Source organism: Bradyrhizobium sp. UFLA05-109 (genome assembly GCF_054185165.1).
In genome coordinates this window covers 1-21,589 of sequence record NZ_JBBIAR010000016.1, presented here as the reverse complement: position 1 = coordinate 21,589, position 21,589 = coordinate 1, and the positions used below count along the sequence as shown (strand labels likewise).

At 57.1% G+C, this 21,589-nt stretch carries 16 protein-coding genes and 3 pseudogenes; 15 read left to right on the top strand and 4 right to left on the bottom strand.

Features of this window, described 5'->3' with window-relative positions; genetic code table 11:
* Window positions 1-5 precede the first annotated feature (5 nt).
* From Q3C01_RS13930 to Q3C01_RS13890, 9 genes are all read left to right on the top strand, one after another.
* Window positions 6-341 carry a Dabb family protein gene (locus Q3C01_RS13930; RefSeq protein WP_458145892.1) on the top strand — a complete coding sequence of 112 codons (336 nt, stop codon included), beginning with the start codon at window positions 6-8 and terminating at the stop codon, window positions 339-341.
* Between the two features lie 108 nt (window positions 342-449).
* Complete coding sequence (pabB, locus tag Q3C01_RS13925) at window positions 450-1,844, top strand: aminodeoxychorismate synthase component I (protein WP_458145891.1); 1,395 nt, start codon at window positions 450-452, stop codon at window positions 1,842-1,844.
* Complete coding sequence (locus Q3C01_RS13920; RefSeq protein ID WP_458145890.1) at window positions 1,841-2,425, top strand: anthranilate synthase component II; 585 nt, start codon at window positions 1,841-1,843, stop codon at window positions 2,423-2,425. The genes pabB and Q3C01_RS13920 overlap by 4 nt, the downstream gene beginning before the upstream one ends.
* Before the next feature lie 397 nt (window positions 2,426-2,822).
* Window positions 2,823-4,145, top strand: a complete 1,323-nt coding sequence (locus tag Q3C01_RS13915) for a lysine N(6)-hydroxylase/L-ornithine N(5)-oxygenase family protein (RefSeq protein ID WP_458145889.1) — start codon at window positions 2,823-2,825, stop codon at window positions 4,143-4,145.
* On the top strand, window positions 4,142-5,389 hold the full coding sequence (locus Q3C01_RS13910; RefSeq protein ID WP_458145888.1) for an MFS transporter: 1,248 nt from the start codon (window positions 4,142-4,144) through the stop codon (window positions 5,387-5,389). The genes Q3C01_RS13915 and Q3C01_RS13910 overlap by 4 nt, the downstream gene beginning before the upstream one ends.
* Before the next feature lie 21 nt (window positions 5,390-5,410).
* The gene (locus Q3C01_RS13905; protein ID WP_458145887.1) at window positions 5,411-6,190 is read left to right on the top strand and encodes a phytanoyl-CoA dioxygenase family protein; all 780 of its coding nucleotides are present in this window, start codon (window positions 5,411-5,413) and stop codon (window positions 6,188-6,190) included.
* Between the two features lie 24 nt (window positions 6,191-6,214).
* On the top strand, window positions 6,215-6,544 hold the full coding sequence (locus Q3C01_RS13900) for a cupin domain-containing protein (RefSeq protein ID WP_458145886.1): 330 nt from the start codon (window positions 6,215-6,217) through the stop codon (window positions 6,542-6,544).
* Window position 6,545: 1 nt separating this feature from the next.
* The gene (locus tag Q3C01_RS13895) at window positions 6,546-8,132 is read left to right on the top strand and encodes a class I tRNA ligase family protein (protein WP_458145885.1); all 1,587 of its coding nucleotides are present in this window, start codon (window positions 6,546-6,548) and stop codon (window positions 8,130-8,132) included.
* Between the two features lie 11 nt (window positions 8,133-8,143).
* On the top strand, window positions 8,144-9,325 hold the full coding sequence (locus tag Q3C01_RS13890) for an aminotransferase-like domain-containing protein (protein ID WP_458145884.1): 1,182 nt from the start codon (window positions 8,144-8,146) through the stop codon (window positions 9,323-9,325).
* A 187-nt stretch (window positions 9,326-9,512) separates the two neighbouring features.
* On the opposite strand, the gene Q3C01_RS13885 is transcribed toward Q3C01_RS13890, so the two are convergent.
* The 3 genes and pseudogenes from Q3C01_RS13885 to Q3C01_RS13875 form a co-directional block, all read right to left on the bottom strand.
* Entirely contained in the window at window positions 9,513-9,755 is a 243-nt protein-coding gene (locus tag Q3C01_RS13885; protein WP_458145883.1) for a hypothetical protein, read from the bottom strand.
* An 809-nt stretch (window positions 9,756-10,564) separates the two neighbouring features.
* Window positions 10,565-12,623 (bottom strand): annotated as a pseudogene (locus Q3C01_RS13880) (prolyl oligopeptidase family serine peptidase).
* A gap of 508 nt (window positions 12,624-13,131) precedes the next feature.
* A complete protein-coding gene (locus Q3C01_RS13875) occupies window positions 13,132-13,293 on the bottom strand; it encodes a hypothetical protein (RefSeq protein ID WP_458145882.1) in 162 nt (53 codons plus the stop codon).
* 612 nt (window positions 13,294-13,905) lie between these two features.
* Here Q3C01_RS13875 and mddA point away from each other — a divergent pair.
* Window positions 13,906-14,649: pseudogene (gene mddA, locus Q3C01_RS13870) on the top strand (methanethiol S-methyltransferase).
* Window positions 14,650-15,310: 661 nt separating this feature from the next.
* The gene (locus tag Q3C01_RS13865; RefSeq protein ID WP_458145983.1) at window positions 15,311-16,057 is read left to right on the top strand and encodes an outer membrane protein; all 747 of its coding nucleotides are present in this window, start codon (window positions 15,311-15,313) and stop codon (window positions 16,055-16,057) included.
* 768 nt (window positions 16,058-16,825) lie between these two features.
* On the opposite strand, the gene Q3C01_RS13860 is transcribed toward Q3C01_RS13865, so the two are convergent.
* On the bottom strand, window positions 16,826-17,590 hold the full coding sequence (locus tag Q3C01_RS13860) for an autoinducer binding domain-containing protein (protein ID WP_458145881.1): 765 nt from the start codon (window positions 17,588-17,590) through the stop codon (window positions 16,826-16,828).
* Between the two features lie 1,407 nt (window positions 17,591-18,997).
* Here Q3C01_RS13860 and Q3C01_RS13855 point away from each other — a divergent pair.
* From Q3C01_RS13855 to Q3C01_RS13840, 4 genes and pseudogenes are all read left to right on the top strand, one after another.
* Window positions 18,998-19,400: pseudogene (locus Q3C01_RS13855) on the top strand (isocitrate lyase/phosphoenolpyruvate mutase family protein); the annotation flags it as partial.
* A 460-nt stretch (window positions 19,401-19,860) separates the two neighbouring features.
* Entirely contained in the window at window positions 19,861-20,607 is a 747-nt protein-coding gene (locus Q3C01_RS13850; RefSeq protein WP_458145880.1) for a pyridoxal phosphate-dependent aminotransferase, read from the top strand.
* Window positions 20,608-20,639: 32 nt separating this feature from the next.
* Window positions 20,640-20,897 (top strand): hypothetical protein, encoded by a 258-nt coding sequence (locus Q3C01_RS13845; RefSeq protein WP_458145879.1) that lies wholly within the window; start codon window positions 20,640-20,642, stop codon window positions 20,895-20,897.
* Between the two features lie 270 nt (window positions 20,898-21,167).
* Window positions 21,168-21,589 (top strand): S-adenosylmethionine synthetase N-terminal domain-containing protein (locus Q3C01_RS13840; protein ID WP_458145878.1); only part of this gene is annotated, 422 nt, incomplete at its 3' end.

The following is a 21,589-nucleotide window of genomic DNA, read 5'->3' as shown; positions in this document are numbered from 1 at the left end:
CATCCATGATTCGTCACATTGTCTTGTTCAGCGCAAAAGATGCGGCCAACATCGATCGTATCATCGAAGGCCTGTCGGTTCTCACGAAAATCCCGCATGCACGCCGGCTCGAGGTCGCTCGCAACCGTAAGAGCGACCAGCTCGGCAACGACATCGACGTCGTTGTCTATGGCGAGTTCGAGAACGAGGCGGAACTCGACGCCTACAGGGCGCACGATCTCTACCAGGAATCAATCAGGCGGGTACGGCCACTGCGCGAGCTGCGGTTCGCGGCAGACTATTGTATGTCGTCGGATGTGCGGCTCCTCACTCGACGCGCGGTATCGGCCGGCGGAGGCTAAGCTGACCGTCGGTCTCACGATCTTGCAAGTTCCGATCGAACGTTGCGCTCGTTTGGCGGGCTATCATCGGAAGCGCGCGGACGCCACCACCGGTAGAGTGATAGCCCGATGTACGTCCGCGAACTGCGATGGATTGCCCCTGTCACAGCCATGCGGCGCCTCGCCGGCAGCTCTCATCTTACGTTCCTCGATAGCGCAGCAAGCCACGAGCTCCTTGGGCGCTACTCATATCTGACTTGCAACCCGTTCGGCACCTATATGATCACGGACGGGCAGGCGAGTTTGAACGGCCATCGCATTGACGGTGACCCCTGGGAAGTCCTTCGCACCCTTCTCGCCAAGTATCCGCAAGAGCATCGTTCGGATCTGCCGCCATTTCAGGGCGGAGCGGCCGGGTTCTTATGCTACGATCTGAACAGGACACTGGAGCGATTGCCCGTGCCGGCAGGTTCCGGACACTGCTTGCCTCAATCCATTCTCCATTTCTATGACGTCGTCGTCAGCTATGATCATCGCTACGACAGATGCTGGATCGTGTCTACGGGATGGCCGGAGCAGGTTCCCGCACGCAGGGCCGCGCGTGCACGCCAAAGAGCCGATAAGTTTGCAGCTCTCCTTGCCGGCCCAGACTTGCCGCGGGATGATGCCCATGGCGCCGTCGGACCATGGCAGTCGAACTTCAGCCGCGCCTCCTACATTGCGGCGGTCCAGCGCGTCATCGACCTGATTCTGGCTGGCGATGTCTTTCAGGCCAACATTGCGCAGCGTTTTAGCGCCATGCTCCCGACCGCATTTGATCCTGTTGCCTTCTACTGCCAACTGCGATCATTGAACCCCGCACCGTTTGCAGCGCTTCTGCGTTACGACAATCTCACCATTGCATCGAGCTCGCCGGAGCGATTCCTGAAGCTCGACGGACGACGGGTCGAAACGCGCCCCATCAAAGGCACGATCGCGCGCTCAACGGATTCTGGGGAAGATCAGCGTCGCGCGCACCTCCTGGCCGCGTCGGATAAAGACCGTGCCGAGAACATCATGATCGTCGATCTTCTACGAAGCGATTTGTCACGTGTTTGCACTCCGCATTCAGTCGAGGTTCCAGCGCTGTGCAGTCTCGAAACCTATGCCTCGGTGCACCACCTCGTGTCGGTCGTCACGGGTGAGCTTGCAGGGGACCAAGACACCGTTGCCCTTCTTCGCGCCTGTTTTCCGGGCGGCTCCATCACCGGGGCGCCGAAGGTGCGAGCGATGGAAATCATTGCCGAACTCGAGCAAGTCGCGCGGGACGTCTATTGCGGGGCGATCGGTTTCATCGGCTTCAACGGGCACATGGATACTAATATTGCGATCCGCACCGTCACGATCGACGACGGCCTGGCCGTCTTTCACGCAGGGGGCGGGATAACGGCGATGTCGGATCCAGCGGCCGAATACAGTGAGACTCTCGCCAAGGCACAGCTAATCTTTGACGCATTTGGCACCAATTCTATCGGTGAACTTTGATTATCATCATCGACAACTACGATTCCTTCGTCTTCAACATTGCCCGCTATTTCCGCCGGCTCGGTGAAGCAACGGAAGTGGTCCGAAATGATGCCGTCGGCCTCGAGGATATTGTTCGTCTCAAGCCGCACGCCGTGGTCATCTCCCCCGGCCCCTGCACCCCAACGCAGGCTGGAGTATCGACCTCAGTCGTTCGCGAGCTTTCAGGTCGTCTCCCTATTTTGGGCATCTGCCTTGGCCACCAGTGCATCGGGAGTGTTTTCGGCGGAACGGTGGCACGTGCACGTCGCCCCATGCACGGTCGGTCCTCGTATGTTACGCATGACGGTAGAGGGCTATTCGAAGGACTCCCTTCGCCTCTTTGCGTGGGGCGCTACCATTCTCTTGTTGTGGAGGTCGATCAGGTACACGCGTCGCATCTGATGGTAACGGCGCGTTCGGAAGAGGGCGAGATCATGGCCCTTGCACATCGCGATCAACCGACCTTTGGTGTGCAGTTCCATCCCGAGTCGATACTGACCCAACAAGGCGACGCTCTGCTTAGAAACTTTTTGCGACTCGCAGAGAATTTCCACGCGTGACGGTGGGCTTTCATATCGTACGCACCCGCCGCGATCAGGCGGCGGCATCCGCAACATTTCAAGTCGTATCGCATTCTCAGCCATCTCTTTAGCCAGCAGCCATGGAGCGCGCTTTCAGCTACCGAGGCGGCGCTGAGAACACGATCGGTCATCACCGCAATCCATATCCCGCAGCGCTTTAGACGACCTTCGATCATTTCGCTGTCCCCGAGACTGCTCCGCCGGATAAGCGCGTTTTGCGCTCGGCGAGGAGATGCGCCGTACTCAAAAGCCTCCGGTTCGTGGGACATAAAACAACTTGTATCTCACGCGGGGTCAGATTGTAGGCTTCCATACGCAGCAACTGACCGCCTTCCTCAAGCGGCGACGACCTTACACAAGCGCGAGAGAGAGCTTCTTGGATACGCTGGATGTCATTGGCGTCGGGATCGGTCCGTTCAATCTTAGCCTGGCGGCGCTGATTGAACCTACCCGACTGCGCGCACTATTCCTGGAGAAGCGCGAGGCATTTTGCTGGCATCCGGGACTAGCGCTGCCGAACAGCCGCCTGCAAGTGTCGCCATTCAAAGATTGCGTGACCTTGGTAAACCCAACCAGCCCCTATTCTTTCCTGAACTACCTCGCACAAAACGGGCGGCTCTACAGTTTCATCAACAAACGCAACGCCTCGACCTCGCGGCAGGAATTCACCGACTATTACCGTTGGGTCGCACGTCAGCTAGGCACGCTTCGCTTCAACGAAGAAGTGATCGACATCGCCCCCTTCAGGGACGACTATCGCGTCAGTACGAGCACAACCACATACCTTGCGCGCGCGGTGGTGATAGCAGTTGGGGTCGAGCCAAAGATACCCCGGTGCGCTAAGTCTCTGATTTGCGACACTGTTTACCCTGCGAGTGCCTATCTTGACCGGGACTCGCCACGCACAGACGAGCATGTGCTCGTGGTAGGAGGAGGTCAAAGCGGCGCGGAGATTGTCGAGCACATGCTCAATCGCCCCGCTTCACCTCGAATTACCTGGGTCACTTCGCGTTCGAACCTGTTTGCGATGGACGATACCAGTTTCGTCAACGAGGCGTATATGCCCGGGCATAGCCGGCGCTTCCACGCTCTGCCGGTTCAGCACCGCCGTACCATTATCGAGCGTGAAAAGCTGACAAGCGATGGCATCTCTGCCGAATTGTGCAATCGACTCTACGACATTTTGTATGAACGAGACGTGGAGGGTGCGCTTCTTGAGAACTTCCATTTACTATCCAGTGTCGTCGTGGAGCACATCACGCCTCTCGACAGGCGCTGGCGAGTCGATCTGACCAGTCTCTTCAGGCAGCACCATCACAGCATCGTCGTTGATCGCATAGTGCTCGCCACGGGCTTTCAGCCGCGCACTCCCCGCTTTCTGCAGTCGCTCCTAGGCAGCGCGCACATGGAGGACGACCTGCCCGTGCTCGACCCTGACTACGCGGTCAGCTTCATGCAGCAAATGCCAGGACCGGTCTATTTGCAAAATCAAAGCCGTCTGCAGCACGGATTGCAGAGCGCAAATCTGTCGCTGGTGGCGTACCGCAACAGCCTCATTATCAACAGCCTCCTTGGGCAGCAGTTTTATCTCGATCAATCTCGGCAACTCCTCGACGGTTACGACAGTCCAGACGATGCAGAGCTGAACGCTGTATCGGATGCAATGAAATCGGCGAACAACATGAGCTCAATCACATGAGCGCGGCGCGATCCTCTATCCTGCGTATCGTCGATGTGCCCCCTGGAGCTGCAGACCGCCTCCCTTGCAGACTGTCCTACCGCGCCTTCGGACCATTTTTGCTCGCATCTGGTGTCATTGCTGCAGCCTATGGCACGAGCTTCATATTGCCGGAGTATATGAAGATTCTCGGTATGGAGCGTGACGTCGCGGGCGCCATTATCTCCAGTGGCATGGGTACAACAATCCTGTGTTGCTGCCTGGCAGGCCGCCTGGCTCAACGTATTGGCATTATACCGACGATGGCTGCAGCCTCGGTCGTGATGGCGCTAGCCATGGCAGCCTTTGCCGCCTCAGTGTTCGACCCGCGAATAGCCTGTGCAGGCGGCATGCTCGTCGGTGTGGGATGGTCTGGGTTGTTCATCCTGTCGCCGCTGCAGATTATCCGCCATCTACGCCCCGCAGCCCGTATCCAATATCTGACGATCTTGTCTGGCGCACAGATGGCCGGGCTTGGCCTTGCGGCTCCGCTCGGTCACTTTCTGACAGAATACACGGGCTCAATGGCGATCATGTACGCACTGTTCGCGATGGCCTGCGCAATCGCGGCCATCTGCATAGGCGTGGCAGGACGTGCCATGTCGAGCATCCCCTCTGTGCCCATGCCCCACATCGAGGTCACCCTGGCCACGACGTTCGCCCTGCTTCGACACGCAACGGCTGCACCGATCCTCATGATCGCCATTGCCGCCTGCGTTTTCTCAGGGCTGTCGACATATCAGAGCGCCTATGCCGCGTCACGGCAGCTCAATCCCGACCTCTTCTTCCTGGTATTCACCATTGCCAGCGTGGCGCTCCGCTTTTCTGTCGCCCATCTGCTGGACCGAGTGCCCGTACACCGGCTTGCGCTCACGCTCTTTATCGCGACCGGCGCTTCATTGGCATTGTTCTTTGTCAATTCTGGCGACCCTCTGCTCTATATCCTGGCCGCCGCAATTTTCGCCACAGGCTACGGACTCAGCTATTCCACCCTTAATGGAATGGCCGTCAATCTCGCTGGCGAGCGTGGGCTCTCCGTACCGGTTACCTCACAGATCTTCACCTTAGCCTATTTTCTCGGGTTGTTCGGCTTTCCGTTCCTTGGAGGGCAGCTGATCCGCGAATTTGGCCCCGATGCGATGTTGCTGACGCTATTGGGTGCGACCGCCTTTAATGGAGTGCTCGCAACCGCACTCCGCCCAAAGGCGAGAATTGGATCTCTGTAACATGAGAAAGGAGCTCGTGAAATGCTGACCGACGCACAAACGGCGAAATGGCATCAGGATGGATATCTTCGGCTTGAAGGTTTCTTTGATGCACCAACGCGCGACAGGATCTCCGATTTCGTGGAGGACGTCTCACGCTGGGAACTAAGCACCGATAAATGGATGATGTGGTTCGAGAAGACCGCCGATGATCGTAAGATTATCTCAAAGGTCGAGAACTTCTTGGACTACCATGATGCTCTACGCCAGACGGTACTGGCCGACGGTCGCATTTGTACCGCGATCGAGAAGCTACTGGATGAAGACACCCGGATGCTTAAGGAGCTGCTAATCTTCAAGTATCCCGATAGCGGCGGGTACCGCCCACATCAGGACATATATCACATCCCCCACAAGCTCCCGGAGCGAATGGTACATGCCATAGCAGCCATCGCGATCGACGATTCGGCTCCTGACAATGGAGGTCTATTCTTCACTCCGGGGCGGCATAAGGAGGGAGTATTTCCCATGGATGCCGGCGGCGTCATCAACCCGGAGGTGGCCGAGAGCTTTGAATGGGAACCGGTGCCGTGGAAGGCAGGTGACGTGTTTATTTTCGACGACTACGCGCCGCACTACTCGCTCCCGAACAAGAGCGATCGCTCTCGCCGCACGCTCTATTTGGTATTCCAGCGGGCATCTACTGGCGGTCCTGATCGCGCCGAATACAACCGCATGAAGCGTGCCTATAACCCGCCGGAGGCCAAGATAGCTGACCTCCAGGACCTGAAAGCGCCTAACGGCATATTCTATCGCGAGTGATCGCAACTCCTTAGGAAAGACGACGTGTACACGAAGCAGATCGATCGCTCCCTGATGCGAACCGAATATGGCGTTCTGGTTTGCCGCCTGCTGGAGCATTTGCCGGATGATCTCAGCCCCGAGTTCGGCGCCTCGATCGTTGAGGTCAAACCCGGTGGCGCGGTCGATCTGCACGCGCACCACGAGCACGAATTATGGGTGCTGATTTCTGGTGAGGGAGAATTCGAGGCCGGCGGGCAAACACGGTCGGTGAAGGAGCTGACTTTATTCTACATGCCCCCGCACCAGAAGCACGCTATTCGCAATCTCAGCCAGGACAGCACGCTGAAATTCCTCTCTATCTGGTGGGATTGACATGCGCACCTATTTCGTATGTCCAGCTCCCCCCTGCCCCAATGGCAAATTGCATCTCGGTCACGTCGGCGGCGTATACCTGCTCGCCGACATTTTCGTGCGCTTTCAGCGCATGGCCGGTTATCGCGCGCACTATATCACAGGCGCAGATGAGCATGGCACATATACGCTCGTAAAAGCGCGAAAGCTCGGGCAACCCGTCAGCGAGGTCGCGCAAACGCATATTGACGAGATCCTGCAGTGCCTGCGTGCGGTACATATCACCCCCGATGTATTCGTTCGCACGTCCAGCGAAATACACAAGGAGAATGCTCTTTCGATTTTCCGTGAGCTGCAGAAGGCCGGTTACGTCGAGGTCCGCAACGGTGTCCAGCTCTATTGCGAGCATTGCGATGAATTTGTCGCGGACTCGCTGGCAACCGGGAATTGTCCGGCATGCAATTCGGCCACCGACAGTAACTTGTGCGAGAACTGTGGCCTGGCAATTCGCCACGACACATTATGCAATGCCAGGCACACCACCTGCGGCCACACTCTTGCACTAAGGTCGATCGAGCAGGCCGTGTTCGATACGCCCCGCCTCGCCCAGGCCCTGGACGCAGCTATTGGACAAAGCGCCTGGGCCGAGCCCATACGAGAGAAGGCGCGGGCTTGGCTGGCCAACGATAAGCATGGTTTGCCAATGTCGCGCCACTTCAGTCATGGTGTGGAGCTGCTAACGTCTGAAGCTTTGTTCGGCCAAACCCTGCTTACATGGTTCGAAGGCTTGTGGTGCTACGACACCGCAATTCGTGAGCAATGCGCCAATGATTTTCTGGACGTAAAATCGACCATGCACGACCCTAGCACCCGGCTTGTGTTTTTCATGGGCCAGGACAACCGCTTCTACTACACGATAGGAGTGACCGGCGCCCTGCTCGCGCGTGGCTATCCAATTCCCACAAACCATTCGATCCAGGATTTCTACAAGCTCGAGGGCGAAAAGTTTTCGACCAGTCGCGACCATGCGCTTTGGGCTGACGAAGTAGCGCGCGAAGTGGATCCCAATGTACTTCGTTACGCGCTCGCTCGAATTGCGCGGCCCTTCGGCAAAAACGAGAACGAGTTTAATGTTGACGGGTTGATCATGGCGGCATCACAGCTTCGGGTCTGGGAGGATGCGTTACGCAAATATGCCAACAACGCACGCATATTGGACACTAGACGTCTCAGATCTCGTCTACGCATCCTCGCTCAGCGTTATGCCGATACAATCGAGGACCTCCGATTTTGGGAGGCGCTTGATATCGTCGATAGGTACTTCGAGGTCGCCGATTTTGCGCGTGACAATTGCGGCATGTGGAACACCATGGAGATCTCGCTGTTCCTGAGCCTGCTGTACCCTGTGGTACCAGAGCTTTCGATTCGATACGGACGGCATTTCTTCGGTACAGCATGGCAGCCGTCCTTCGGTAAACTCGCAGCAAAAGCTGGCCTGCCACCAAAGATAGACTTCCCACGCCTCAGCTCCGCAATACCTACGCGTTTTGTCGCAGCGTACAATGAGCGATTTCGCGCGCACCAAGCTAAGCAAAATAGCGAGATATGAACGAGAAAACCATGAAAGCGCCTGTCTCGACGCGCAGCTCCCTCGCTCAGAACTTTGCGCCCTTCAACTACTCAGCTGCGAAGCACGCCATTAATTTCGGGTATGGGCTCCCCGATGCTGCGATGTTCTCAGAGCTGGCCTGGCCGGACGCATTAAGCCAAAATACCGGTGTCGCCACCGCCGATCTGCTTCAATATACGGATGCGGTGGGTTTGCCTAAGCTCCGGAGCAGGCTCGCACAGCGTTATAATGTGCAGCATGAGGAGGTTATCCTTAGCGCTGGTGCTTCACAGGCTCTGCAATTGATCGGCGACGCCTGGCTCGACCCGGGCGACGTCGTTCTGACCGAGGACCCGTCTTACCTCGGTGCACTGCGCATCTTTTCGATTACGGGAGCCACTATCATTCAGCTTGGGATGAGAGCCGATGGCGTCGATCTGAACGAACTCGAGTCGGCCTTGCGCCGTAATGCCCGCGTGAAACTTTTCTACACGTCGCCGGCATTTCATAATCCGACTGGGCGCCAGATATCGCGCGCCCATATGGCCCGGGTTGCAGCAATGCTGGCCCAACATGGGGTGGTGTTGGTACAGGATCTCGTCTATTCGGAGTTGCCGTACAGCGGTATAGCTGATTGGCTACCGCCAGGCGGCAACGTCATAAATATCCACAGCATCTCCAAGCTGGCTGGACCGGGATTGCGAGTGGGTTGGGTCGTTGCAGATTCGGATATCATCACCAGGTTGGCACGCCTCAAATGCGACGGCGGCGTCAGCCCTATTGTCAGTAATATCGTTTTATCGTTGCTGCAGTCGGACGCACTTGATACGCACATTGTGCGACTACGCCAGCATTATCGTGCCAAGCGCGACAGCTTGCACACGTTGCTGCAGGGTAGTCGGTTTTGCGAGCCAGACTATCTCCTTCCAAGCGGTGGTTTTTCGTTTTGGGTACGGCTCGCCCCTGGAATTGAGGCTGAAGCTTTCATTGAGGTTGCGCGCTGCGAGCACGACGTGCACCTCGTGCACGGCCGTCATTATGGCCCACGAAGTGGCCAGCATGTACGCCTGTGCTTTAGCTATCTTCCGACGAATTTAATTGAGGAGGGACTAGCGAGGTTGGATAAGCTGCGTTCTAAGGTGTACACGAGATCGTTACGAACGCTCGCGGAAAGCGGCCGATTCGAACAGTGACATACCCCCGTGTTTTTGACGCGCCGGGCCAATACGCCTGCGAGTTCGAGAGTGGCTCAATCGATATGCATTGCCATGACTAAAACGCCTCCCGAACGGTAGGGATATAACTTCCAACGTCCGGCGATAACGGTCTTCGGTTATTGGCGCGGTTGGGGTGACGACTGGCCGAGCAATGCGTTCAGGATTAGGCCACAACAGCAACCGCAGCTAGGCGAAGATTCGGCCGGGACTGTTGGCCAATCGCAGCGCCAATCACGTTGGCCGTGCCGGTCTCGTAGCGATTGAGACAGGAGCGGCCGAGATAGCCGTCGCCGTCGTGCGACCAGTCTATAGGGTCCATGGAAGAGTGGTGCCTGAACTCGCATTTGATTGCGCCAAAAGCGCAGCGCTTCTGGCCGAAAATCAAGACATGGCTCAGGTTCGACAAAAGAGCTCCCGGTCGACGCAAGCGCGCTCGATGATGTGGCCGGTGAGATCTCGGCGGCATTCGATAATGCCGCCGAGCTGTTGCCGTTCATACGGTTGCCCGGCAGCGCCTTGCGTTCCGCACGAGCAGGCCTCATGGGCACGGCGGGTCGATATTGGCGGTAAGTGCATGACGCCGAACTTAGATAACGCTGAGCTTCTTCCTGCCGATGCACTCGATTTCAGGTGCTTGTGCGCGGTGCTTCTACCCTTGCGGCGCGCTGACTACCGTCGGTGTCCGAGCGGGATGCCCAACTTTCGCGCCTTCTGGCGCAGCGATCCGGTCGTTCGCTTTGTAAGCTTTGCGATTTTCGTAACGGGAGTTTTCGCCCTCGAATGTGCGCGCAGTTCCTTCACGTCAGTCTTCGTGTATTCACGACGTACAATCTTATTCAGCGTCTTGGCCATAAGAACTCCCTTGGCATTTCTGAGCACGCATCTAGCAGAGATAAAGTAGAACTGCCAAGCATGCGTGGGTTGCATGCGCAAGGCCTCCGGAACCCACCGGATACCCTTCAATTTTTTTCCAAGCTCAGGAGTGGTCTATCTAGATCGTAGCAAATCTAGCTGTTGGCTATGCGAATATGACAATGGTAAGAAGACACTAAGCGTTACGCGTTGATTTGTCGGCAGTGTCGAACGAGCGTTTGCGGAAAGAGACACGAGAAACCCGCGCTCGATTCGAACCTCGCGCTGTCCGGGTCGCCTAGCACTCCGGCTAGCAATTTCAGGCTGGTTTGCGGGATCGATAGGGACGAAGCTCGCTTAAGCCTACGCGTCCGGCCAGCCGATCTTGCTTTTCAGGAATTGGAAGCTCAGCACCTGAAAGCCAGCATGTTCCTTGTTGTCCCTGCCATAGCCGTGACCGCCCGCCTCTGGCTCGTAGAGATAAGCCTCGTAGCCCATCGCCTGAAGCTTGGCGACCATCTTGCGAGCGTGTCCATGATGGACGCGATCGTCCCGCCGCTCGTCGCGATCAGGATCGGCGGGTAATCTTGCCCGGGCTTGGCAATATGGTAGGCCGAATAGGTTTTGAGCCATTCCCATTCTTCGGGCCTGTCAGGATCGCCAAATTCCGCGATCCAACTCGCGCCCGCGAGCAGCTTGGTGTAGCGGCGCATGTCGATCAGCGGGATGGTGCAGAACAGCGCGCCGAAACGCTCAGGGTACCGCGTCAGCATATTGGCGATGAGAATTCCGCCGTTCGATCCGCCCTCGGCCACGATCCGTTTTGCCTGCGTGACGCCGCCGCGGACAAGGTCGGCCGCAACGCTTGCGAAATCGTCATGGGAGAGCTGCTTGCCGGCCAGCCGCCCCGGCATCATGTCATTGCGTGCCGAAGTCGCCGCCGCCGCGCAAATGTGCCTCCACAGGGGTGCCCCCACGCTCGTGCCGAGCGCGGAATTGTAGTACGACTTCACTGAGATGCCGAACCCGCCATAACCACTCATATAGACGGGCGCCTCTCACGTCTCCTGTTTCGGGCCGGTCTGCACATACGGAATGCTCGCCGTCGACCGAGATCGCCTCATGCTGAGTGATCACCAGACCATCAGCAACAAAGGTCTTCGGCGCCTCCTTGAGCACGGCTGGGCTGGCGACACCCTGCTCCAAAAGCATCAGTACCGGAAGCGTAAGCGAATCCCGGATCTTCGCAAGCAGGTTACCATTGCTCTCTAATGGATCGCGATCAAGCGGTCAGACGTCAACGACGCCGATATCGGGAAGCACGCTCACCTGCTCGCGGCTCGAAGTCGCGGCAAATGGCGTGCAGATCTCAAACACGGGCCGCAGCTCGTCCAGGATGGAGAGGACAAGCCTACCGGCCGACCCGTAAAATCCCTGCAGTGCTCTCCATAAAAAGCACCACGAAATTGTGCTTCCCATCGAGAAAGTCGGTCAACGATATGCCGACCAGGGTATCTGTCGGGTAAATCACTCTGGCGAATGTCGCAGCCGCGCGGAGCTTCACCGCGAGCCGATCCTGGTGCGCCTGAAGCCAGATATCGGTAGGAAGGTCGAACCTGATGTTCGCCCCTGAGTCGATTCCGAGCCATGTGTAGGAATTGAAGAAATCCAGCTGATCGGTGAACCAGACGCGTTTCTCTTCGCCTGTTCAATCGATCCTGCAGCTGACGCCGATGTGATCGGGCGCGGTCTCGAACACCACGGCCGCTCGGTCGATGGCTTCGCCGCGGCGCCACAAATCGGACGGTCCGGGCATAGCCCGAAACTGTCGCCATGCCCTCGCCATAGGCGCTGGACAACAGCAGAGTGTCCTGGTCGACCCAAGTGGCACTACCCTTGGCTTCCTCAAGGACAAACCCGTCAGCCACAAAGCTCTTTGTAGCCAAGCCGAACTGGCGCAACGTCACAGCATCGCTGCCGCCCCGTGACAGAGCGAGTAGGACTTGCGAGCTATCAGGCAGCATGGTGGTCGAGGTTACAAACCAGTCCTCACCTTCAACGACCGCCAGCCGATCCACATCAAGTAAAACGTCCCATGACGGCTTCGATTTGCGGAACTCTTCTAAAGTGGTCCGACGCCAGAGGCCCCGCGGATTGTTGGAATCTTTCCAAAGATTGTAGAGCTGGTCGCCGTGCCGGCGGCATAAGGAATATTGTCCGCCCGATCGCAGATCGAAGCCAACGTGTCGCGATCCGTGTGAATGTCGCTCCGCCAAACACCTGCAGAGTCTTGCCATTCTGCTGCTCGACAAAGTCGAGCGCCCTCTATCTCTTCCAGCCAGAGATAGAGATCATCATCCGGAGCGCAGAGCGTTGGCTTTCCATGCCCTGACGGCTCTTTTGGCCAGCTTCCTTCAGACACAAGTCACTCCAATGTTAGCATCAACTGGGCTTTTGACGCCGCCATCGCCCGCGTAATATGGACTCCAGCCTACAACGTGACGCGCCAGTCACTTCGAGCTCTTCTTTCCCACCAATAGCACTGCGATTGTCCGCGGCTCAGGGCTTTGCACGGTCTGAGGCGCGGAATCTTCTGCGAATTAGGATAGCTGGCTATGATGGTTGTTCAGATCGCCGCTTAATGTGAATGAGTCACCGTCGGGGGGCTCTTAGGGGTGCGGGATGTGCTTTGCACACCTTGCGCTCGAACGCGGCGAACAGCCGCTTGTCGACAGTGGCCAACAAACACGGATTACCTAGCCGGAGGGCCCACGACGCTAATCGAGGAGTGTTTCGCCACTACTAGCGTCTGCAATCACGGTGGCGAGTTGGTGGTCCTCTTCTCGAGCCGATCGAACGACTGCCGCACCTCAGTAATTCTGTTACGTTGAGACCTCAACAAATGGTCGGGGCCGAAAGCCTGAAAGCTATCAACCGGCTCGCATCGTGGAAACGGAAAGCCGCAGCGACTGACCATCGATCCGCTCCCAATGCTCAACAAAGCCGGGCGGCACCGCCATGCCGCGGTCGTCATCAAGTGCGATGAGCGATTCGAAACAATCGGCAGCATGCTTCGCCGGCTGCGGAGTCAATCCCAATGACCAGGTAAGGTGTTGGAAGTCGGGACATGCCAACTCGAGCCACCGGCGCATCGAGCGATGAAGCGCATTAGAGCACTACGAAACCGATTCGCCATAGGGCGCATCATCGTCAGAACTCACTCAGGCGAGGCGTGAGGGATGGCTGGGTCACATAGGCGCCCATTTGCCAACCCGTATTCGGTGGCAACGGCGATGTCAGAAATCCAACAGGCCTCAACACTATTCTTTTGAGCCGCCACCGGCGCGCGCGTTCTCTCGTCGGGGCCAGATGCGCCGCTCTTCCACGATCGACACGCCATTTGCTGGGATGAGGACGAAGGCCCCGCAACCAATGTTGCTCGCACCGCACTGCACCAGGAGTTCACGATGAGACCTGCTCGTTATCATTTCGTTCTGAGGACAATCGCAGCGGGCTTTCCCCTAGTTGCAAATCCGCTCTCTGCACACGGTCGACGGCTCTTTTTTGATGTTCATCGAGGCATTTGGGGCACAAGCTGCATCACGGACTATGTGGAGGACCGGGAGGCTGTGATCGCGTGATTTCAGATTCTTCAGCGCCACGCAGCCCTAGGCAAGCCGTTTCCTGAAAGCGAGGGTCACTTCATGCTTAAAGTGAAGTCCATAAGCCTACGATTAATCGCTCTTCTCTATGGCTTGCTCGCTTACGCGGCTTTTGTCATCACGATTGTCTACGCTATCGACTTCATAAGCGGCATAGGCGTACCGAAGACTATTGACACGGGGCCTGACACGTCGGCTATCGATGCGCTTTCCATAAAACATCGTTGATGGCTCTATTTGCCGTTCAGAACACCGGCATGGCGCGCAAGTGGTTCAAGAATTCGTGGACGCGATATGTGCCGAACTGCATCGAACGAAGTACTTACGTGCTAATCGCGAGTCTTTGCCTCATGTTGTTATTCTGGCAGTGGCGACCGCTTCCGGCAGTTATTTGGCAGGTCGAGGACCCCGACGTGTTCGTAATGATTGGGACCCTATCAATCATCGGCTGGACGATGGTGTTCGCCAGCACGTTCCTGATCGACCATTTCGAATTGTTCGGACTACGTCATGTCACAGCCAGTCTCACGGGTCGCGGCATACCGCTTCCGGACGCCGCTCTACTACAAATTCGTGCGACATCCCATCTATCTCGGCTTCATCATCGCGTTCTGGACCGCGCCCGTCATGACGATCGGGCATTTACTGTTTGCGGCCGTGACCACCACCTACATCTTTGTCGGGATCTTCTTCGAAGAGCGAGATCTTCTCCAACTGTTCGGTGAGGAGTACGGCCGATACCAAAGACAGGTCGGCATGCTCATCCCGTGGCGCAAACTGGGTTAATAGGGATCAGATAGAAAGAGGAAGTCGCTCCCGAAAAGTGCATGGTTACGTTCGCGATCGCATGGGAGACCCGCGAGCGGCGGAGCATCCATCTCAGGCATCGCCGGTGTCCGAAAGTGGTCGAAGACGCACCGTTCATCAGCCCTCTGACGTTCGCTGCTGCGCACGTAGCAAAGCATTATCGAGCTGCTAGTCCGGTTCAGTATAGGGAATCATTTCCGCGCGCGTCCCTCGTGCGATGGAGGCAGTGAGGACATAGCGCGCAGCTTTCCTTGGACCAGCTGCCAATACAGTGTAGCATCCTCGCCGCTTATTCTCTCACAGATGGGCTCGACAGTTTCGAGGAAAGTACGCGTGTTGCCGTAGACATCTAGCTGCATTGCGAAGCACACCAATTGTCCATCAGAGAAAGCATACGAGCGGCCGTCCATCGTTGACGAGCTTTGACACACAGCCACCAATTCCATTGTCGAAATTACTGCACGCATCGGATTCTGCTCGGCGCGTCCGTTGTTAGTGGCGTTCAAGCGTACAACCTTACGCAGTGTCAGAATCAAGCTGATTCTTTGAGAGTGAATGTTGCGTCGCAGCTACAGCAATTCGCGTTGGTGCTGTTATGACGCGGCGCGGCCGGGGGCCACTGAAGGAAATGAAGCTCGAAATGAAGAACTTGTTGCTTATGACTGCGAGTATCGTCGTACTCAGCGCTGCGGCGCCTGCATTCGCTGCGGATCCCGCTGCACAGCCCGTCTACACCAAGGCGCCACCGCCGCCCGCACCGGTCGCGGTCGCGCTCTACGACTGGAGTGGTTTCTATGCTGGTATCAACGGCGGCTGGGGTTCGAGCCACAGCTCCTGGGATTTCGCTGGCACGACTCCTGAGGGCTCCCACGACGCAAGCGGCGGTACAGTCGGTGGGCAAATCGGTTATCGTTGGCAGATCGGCCAGACAGTGCTTGGCGTCGAAGGCCAGGGCAACTGGGCTGATTTCAACGGCTCCAACGTCAGCACGGCTTTTCCGGCTAATAGCAATCACACGAGGGTAGACGGGTTTGGCTTGATTACTGGCCAGATCGGTTATGCCATCAGCAACGTGCTGCTCTATGCCAAAGGGGGCGCCGCCGTAGTGAGCAGCAACTATCAGATCAACTCCGTTCCCCCAGGCACGCAGCTTGGCAGCGCGGACACCACACGTTGGGCGGGCGCCGTTGGTGCTGGGCTCGAGATCAACCTGACGCCGAACTGGTCAGCTGGTGTCGAGTACGATCACGTGTTCATGCCGACCAGCGACGTGAGCTTCGCAGCCGCTGGAGCTGGTACGCTTGGGAACGATCGCATCCGCCAGGATTTCGATCTCGTGACCGCGCGGCTCAATTACAGGTTTGGCTGGCCCGTAGTCCTAAAATAACGATCTTCTCACCTGGAATCGCGATCGAGAGCTCCGACCCTTGGGCCGGGGCTCTTTGAGCTATTCATTTGGGGGGCAGGCACCTGCGTGCCTTGGGGAGTGCCAGCTTAATGTATTTGACGTCCGCGAGGCCCGGGGATAGTTCGGTGCGGAAGTGCTGAACGACACCGACCGCGCAAGGCGTCTCAAGCGTAATTTTGAACCGAACACGTTAGTTTCAGTATCCGCATCGGAAATTGAGCGACTCAAATGGGTTTGTATGCCACTTGTTGCTACTTTTCGTGCTTTGGTAGCACCAATCCAGGCGGTTTGCATTCGGCAATCAGGGCAAAAGTGGACGTCATTCTCATCAGCCTGCGAAGCAGACCTAAACCACCTCTTTGACGTAATCGGCAGACTGGCGATGATGTGTGACCTGCAGTATACGCCGGTAGCTTTCGAACAGTGCGAGGAGCATCTTAGCAACGCATAATCGGTCGCGAAAATCAAGTCGATCTCGCCGCCAAGATTTTTGACGCATCATCGAACGGCGCTATTTCAGTAACTCTCACGTTGCGTAGGCGCATTTTGCACACCTAAAGATCAAAATAGCCAGACGAGCAGTCGGCCCGGCCGATGCTTCTTGCGCTCGATGAGTTGCAGCAAGTCGGACTCGGCACGCAGACCCCACCACCTCCTCCTACCGAGACATACTGCCGCGAGGCGCGCTCTTTCTCAGATTTCATTTAACCGCATTCTAGGGAGTCCTGAGAGTGGACGCGACACCCGCTAGGCGACCATCGGCGCTGCCAACGCAGGCGCCGAAAATTCAATAAGACCAAGACGAAGCGCCTTTACAAGGCCTTGAGTCCGGTTCGCGGTGCCGAGCTTTCGTATTGCGTTCTTAAGATGAAAATTCACTGTATTCTCACTAACATTTAGTATCTTACCGATTTCCCAGGACGATTTTCCCTCCGCCACCCATCGTAGGCAATCCTTTTCGCGCTCCGATAGGGTCACTTTCCTATCGCAGGCACTGTCGCTGGGCCTTGCGATCTCCGCAAATGCAACATGGAAGTGCCAAGCCAGCGCGTTGAGATGCCTCACATTGCCCTGAGGATCGGCATCATCAAAACGGGACGCGAATGACACCACAGATATTCGGCCTGATGGCCCAAATAGTGGCACGCTGATGCCGCGCTTCAGGCCTGCCTCTCTGGCCTCCTCTAGTACGCGTTGCTCACATGCCTGCAGCTGATATTCTTTGGCGAGTTCGTCCCATAGAAATGGTCCCGCAAACATCGGTGTCCGCCGTACTACTGGATCGACGTTATAGTACTTGCGTTCCAAATAGCGTTGACACCAGTCGGGCGGAGCCTTCATAGCCACCAGAGGCGGAGGGCACCCCGGTAGACGAAGCGGCTCCGCGAACGTGAGCGCTCCGTAAGCGACCTCAGTGTAGCCCTGTTCGCTTGCACAGTTCACAAGCAGATCAAACAGAGATTTTAGAGATTGCGTTTGGATCGCGCATTCGACGAAGCTAAAGAGATTCATGTAGCGCCTCACGTGATCGCCAGAAGGCCGCTATTGCGCCGTTCAACTGAACTCGTTTCAGACGCAGATTAGCTCGCAACCTCTTCCCGCTCGTAATGCGGTCCCGCAAATGCCATGATAGCCGCGGATCGCAAGCGGCTCGCAGCGCGGGTAAGATCTGCACACGATGCCGATACAGGCGAAGTCGGAACGTTCCCGCGTTTCCGCCGGTTTAGATCGCCGTGTCCACGTGTTCCCTCGACGTCCGACTGATAGTAGAGCGCGTGACACGCCTGGGCCGATATTCCCCCGCCTCGACGGTGCCCCGATCCGCCAGTCGAGCATCAGCCGGTCACTCGATCGCTCGCGCGGCGAGACTCTTCGCCCCAATTTTGAGCAGCTGCGTGAGCTGCAGTGCGCAGGTCCGTCTGGTGCCGGGCTCCGGCTGTTTGAACTCACCCTTAATGATCTGCTTGCGAACGAAGATAAGCTCGGCCGGACTATATCTCCTGCAAATTCTTGAGGATCGCGGCCGCCGGCCGCATAGCTCATCGGCGGTGAGCCGGCGTCGGCGTATACGGGATCGGCGAAGAGCACGGCGGGCTCGTATAAGGACAATACCCTGGGAATGGAATCCGCTCCATTTGCGGTATCTACTGGAAGGACGGTGATTTCGCAGTCGAACTCCTCGCGCAGGTCCAGCACCCCTTCCAACAAGAGCCATTCGAGGGACTCGATGACGGTCACCGTTGGGGCGCTCGCTGATATTGGTGAGAGGCCGCACGCGAATTCGAGCGGACTCGGGAACCTGTTTGATATAGATGACGCTGTGCATGCGCTTCTCCAAGAACTTTGCAAGGCTCTGAGATGAGAGCAGCAAGTGTCGTACCACTCGCGGCCGACGCGACAATTCGTAGTCGAGACAAGCACTTGAAGGGATCGCCAGGTTTTGACTGACTTTGAAGCAAGCCACTTACGTCGGAACTGCGACAGCGCCGTTTGGGTCAGCCGAGACATCCGTGAAGGAAACGTGGCATACGAATTGGTCCTCGCTGTTCCAAAGGCTGACCACGCAAAGCTGGGGCTGCACGATCGCGAGCGGTCGAACTTCTTCACCGATTTGCGTCGGACGATGGATGTCGCGATCAATCGCCCCCGACCAGCAGAAGGCTCGGAATTGCTTGCTCGTTGTTGTCGACATCCAACGCTTTATGCTCCAGTCAACTACCAACGCTAGCCATTGATCGAGATCACGGAGGCGTGCCAATCAGTGCCTGGTCAAAGCAGCGCAGGTCAGGCCTCCTAGGATACTCGGCCTGCAAGATGGATCTGTTCGCGCAACCGAACCCGATCGAGGTGTGAACTCGCCACCTGCCGATATGCTCCGACCTACGATTTGCTCGAACGATGACTGCCATGACGGACTTTGGTCGTGAAAAGGACGAAGCAGTTTCGCGCGCTCACGCTTACGCCGACGCAGGGGCCGACGCGATCCTCATTCACTCGCGAAAACGCATCGCGGACGAGATCCTTGCATTTGCGGGTGCATGCCAGAATTGAGTGCCCATCGTGATCATCCCAACAAACTACCACGGAACGCCGGTCTCTGCATATTGCGACGCGCACGCATCTCTAGGGTGATCTGGGCAAATCACTCTATGCGAGCTGCAGTAGTGGCCATTCGCCGGGTGTGCGGTCGCATCATGGCTAGGGAAGGCATTGCGAGTATTGAGTCCAATTTTGCGACGCTCGACGAGTCTTCTACCTATTGGGGTACGACGAACTCATCCGAGCACAAGCGCCGTATCTCCAACTGGACGACCAACGGTAATAGTTCATATGCACAAAATGACCCGTTCGTAACAGACTGCCGCCATGCACCCGTCCTTTCTAGCGTTGCCCGACACTGAAATTTCCAACATAGCACCTGCTCGTCCTCGTGGAGATCTCACTGAATGGCAAGACAACTCAAGCTCTGTGATCGGCTTGCCGAATTTTGTGCCATCTCGAGTAGTTCACTTTGCACGACGGATAGGTACAGAAGCAGCGATACAAGTATATTTCGCCGTCAGAAAACGATCCGACATTGACTCTGAGTTGCGTCCGCTTAGTACGGGAATCTCTTTCCAAGATATCCGGCAAACCTCCGATCAGTGCAGCAACGCTTACATTTATTTTGAGGGAGAGCGCTCGTGTTGGCGCACCGGGCAGCCTTGATAAAGTTGTGGGGTCGCACTGCGACGAGGACTGCTGCGACAGAGGGTATTGCACGCGGCGATGAGATTATCGATTTGACCGCAGGAAAGATCTGGAGCGAACTCGCTCCATCGGTGCGCGAGGGCGCGATCGCACCGATTGATGGCAACCTCAACCGCCATACCGACGCGATCGGGTTGCTGGAGCTGCGCCATGCGTGCGCTTGCAAGGTTTCCGCCGAGACGACTCAGCCATGGTCAGCAGACGAAATCGCTGTGACGAGCGGCGCTAAGCAAGCGCTCTCCAATGCCGCCATGGCTCTTCTAAATCCCGGCGACGAAGTACTGATCCCAGTCCCCTATCGGACGAATTTCCCCAAACAGATCATTATTGCTGGCGGCGCACCGATTTTTGTCGAGACTCGGCACAACAGTTATGTGCCGATGCCGACAGATCTCGCCGCGGCCATCACGTCAAGGACCAAGGCGATCGTGGTCAACACACCAAACAATCCGACGGGCACGGTCTACGACCGCGACATCTTTGCTGGTATTGCCCAACTCGCGAGGGAACGGAACCTCTGGATAATCTTCGGCGAATGCTACGGGGCTTTCGCTCATCCCCCACATGCCCATCACCCGATCCTACCGGTGGCGCCCCGCCCAACGCTTTTATCAGTGCGGTTAAGGCGCTACAAACCCATACAACATCGAATCCCGATGTCATTGCGCAGCATGCGCTGCTGTATCATCTCAAGTCCGGCGATTCAGCCTTCGAATTGGAATTGCGGCGCCACATTGCGGACGCGCGAACACTCGGACTCTCGATCTTTTCAAAGCTGAGATTGATACCGCTGCCCGCTGCCCAAGGCGGATTGTTCTTCTACCTCGATCTCTGCGGGCTTCAGCGGCGCGCCACCGGCGATAGCGGAGAATTCAACGGCGACGACGTCGTCAAGGCGTTGTTGATGAACGCTGGTGTCGCAGCAGTCTCGGGCACGGCCCTCGGCGACCCAACAGGTTTCCGGCTTTCCTACCGCATTGATCTTGAAATGCTTGGCAGGGGCTTGCGGCGCCTGACCGCAACTATGAACGAGTGGAGCCGAATTTTGGTTTCACGAGCGCCGATATGAATAGAGCTTCCTTCGATCAAAAATTCAGAGCCGCACTCTTGTGCTTGCGGCGGGATGCGGCTCGCGCCTGTGTGATCGCCACCAGGTCGTTTTTCGGGAGAAATGACTCAAAACGGCCGCACTCTGGATGCCGCCAGGGACGTGCTGCGAAAGTACAACGGGCTCTGGTTTTACGACGAATCCTACGTCATCTCGCGCCGGCGTGATTGACATCAACCAAAAGTAAACATCGCAAACGACTGCCCAATGGGGCGGGACAAGGGGTTACTGATGCGAGCGTCCTATCTCTTCACCAGCGAGTCCGTGTCTGAAGGCCATCCGGACAAGGTCTGCGACCGGATCTCCGATGAGATCGTCGATCTGTTCTACCGCGAAGGACCGAAAGCGGGCATTGACCCGTGGCAGATCCGCGCGGCCTGCGAAACGCTCGCGACCACAAACAAGGTCGTGATCGCGGGCGAGACCCGTGGTCCCGCATCGGTCACCAACGAGCAGATCGAGAGCGTCGTGCGCGGCGCGATCAAGGACATCGGCTACGAGCAGGAAGGTTTTCACTGGAAGACGGCGGATATCGAGATCCTCCTGCATCCGCAGTCGGCCGACATCGCGCAGGGCGTCGATGCGCTTCAGCCGGGCGAGGTCAAGGAAGAGGGCGCAGGCGACCAGGGCATCATGTTCGGCTACGCCACCAA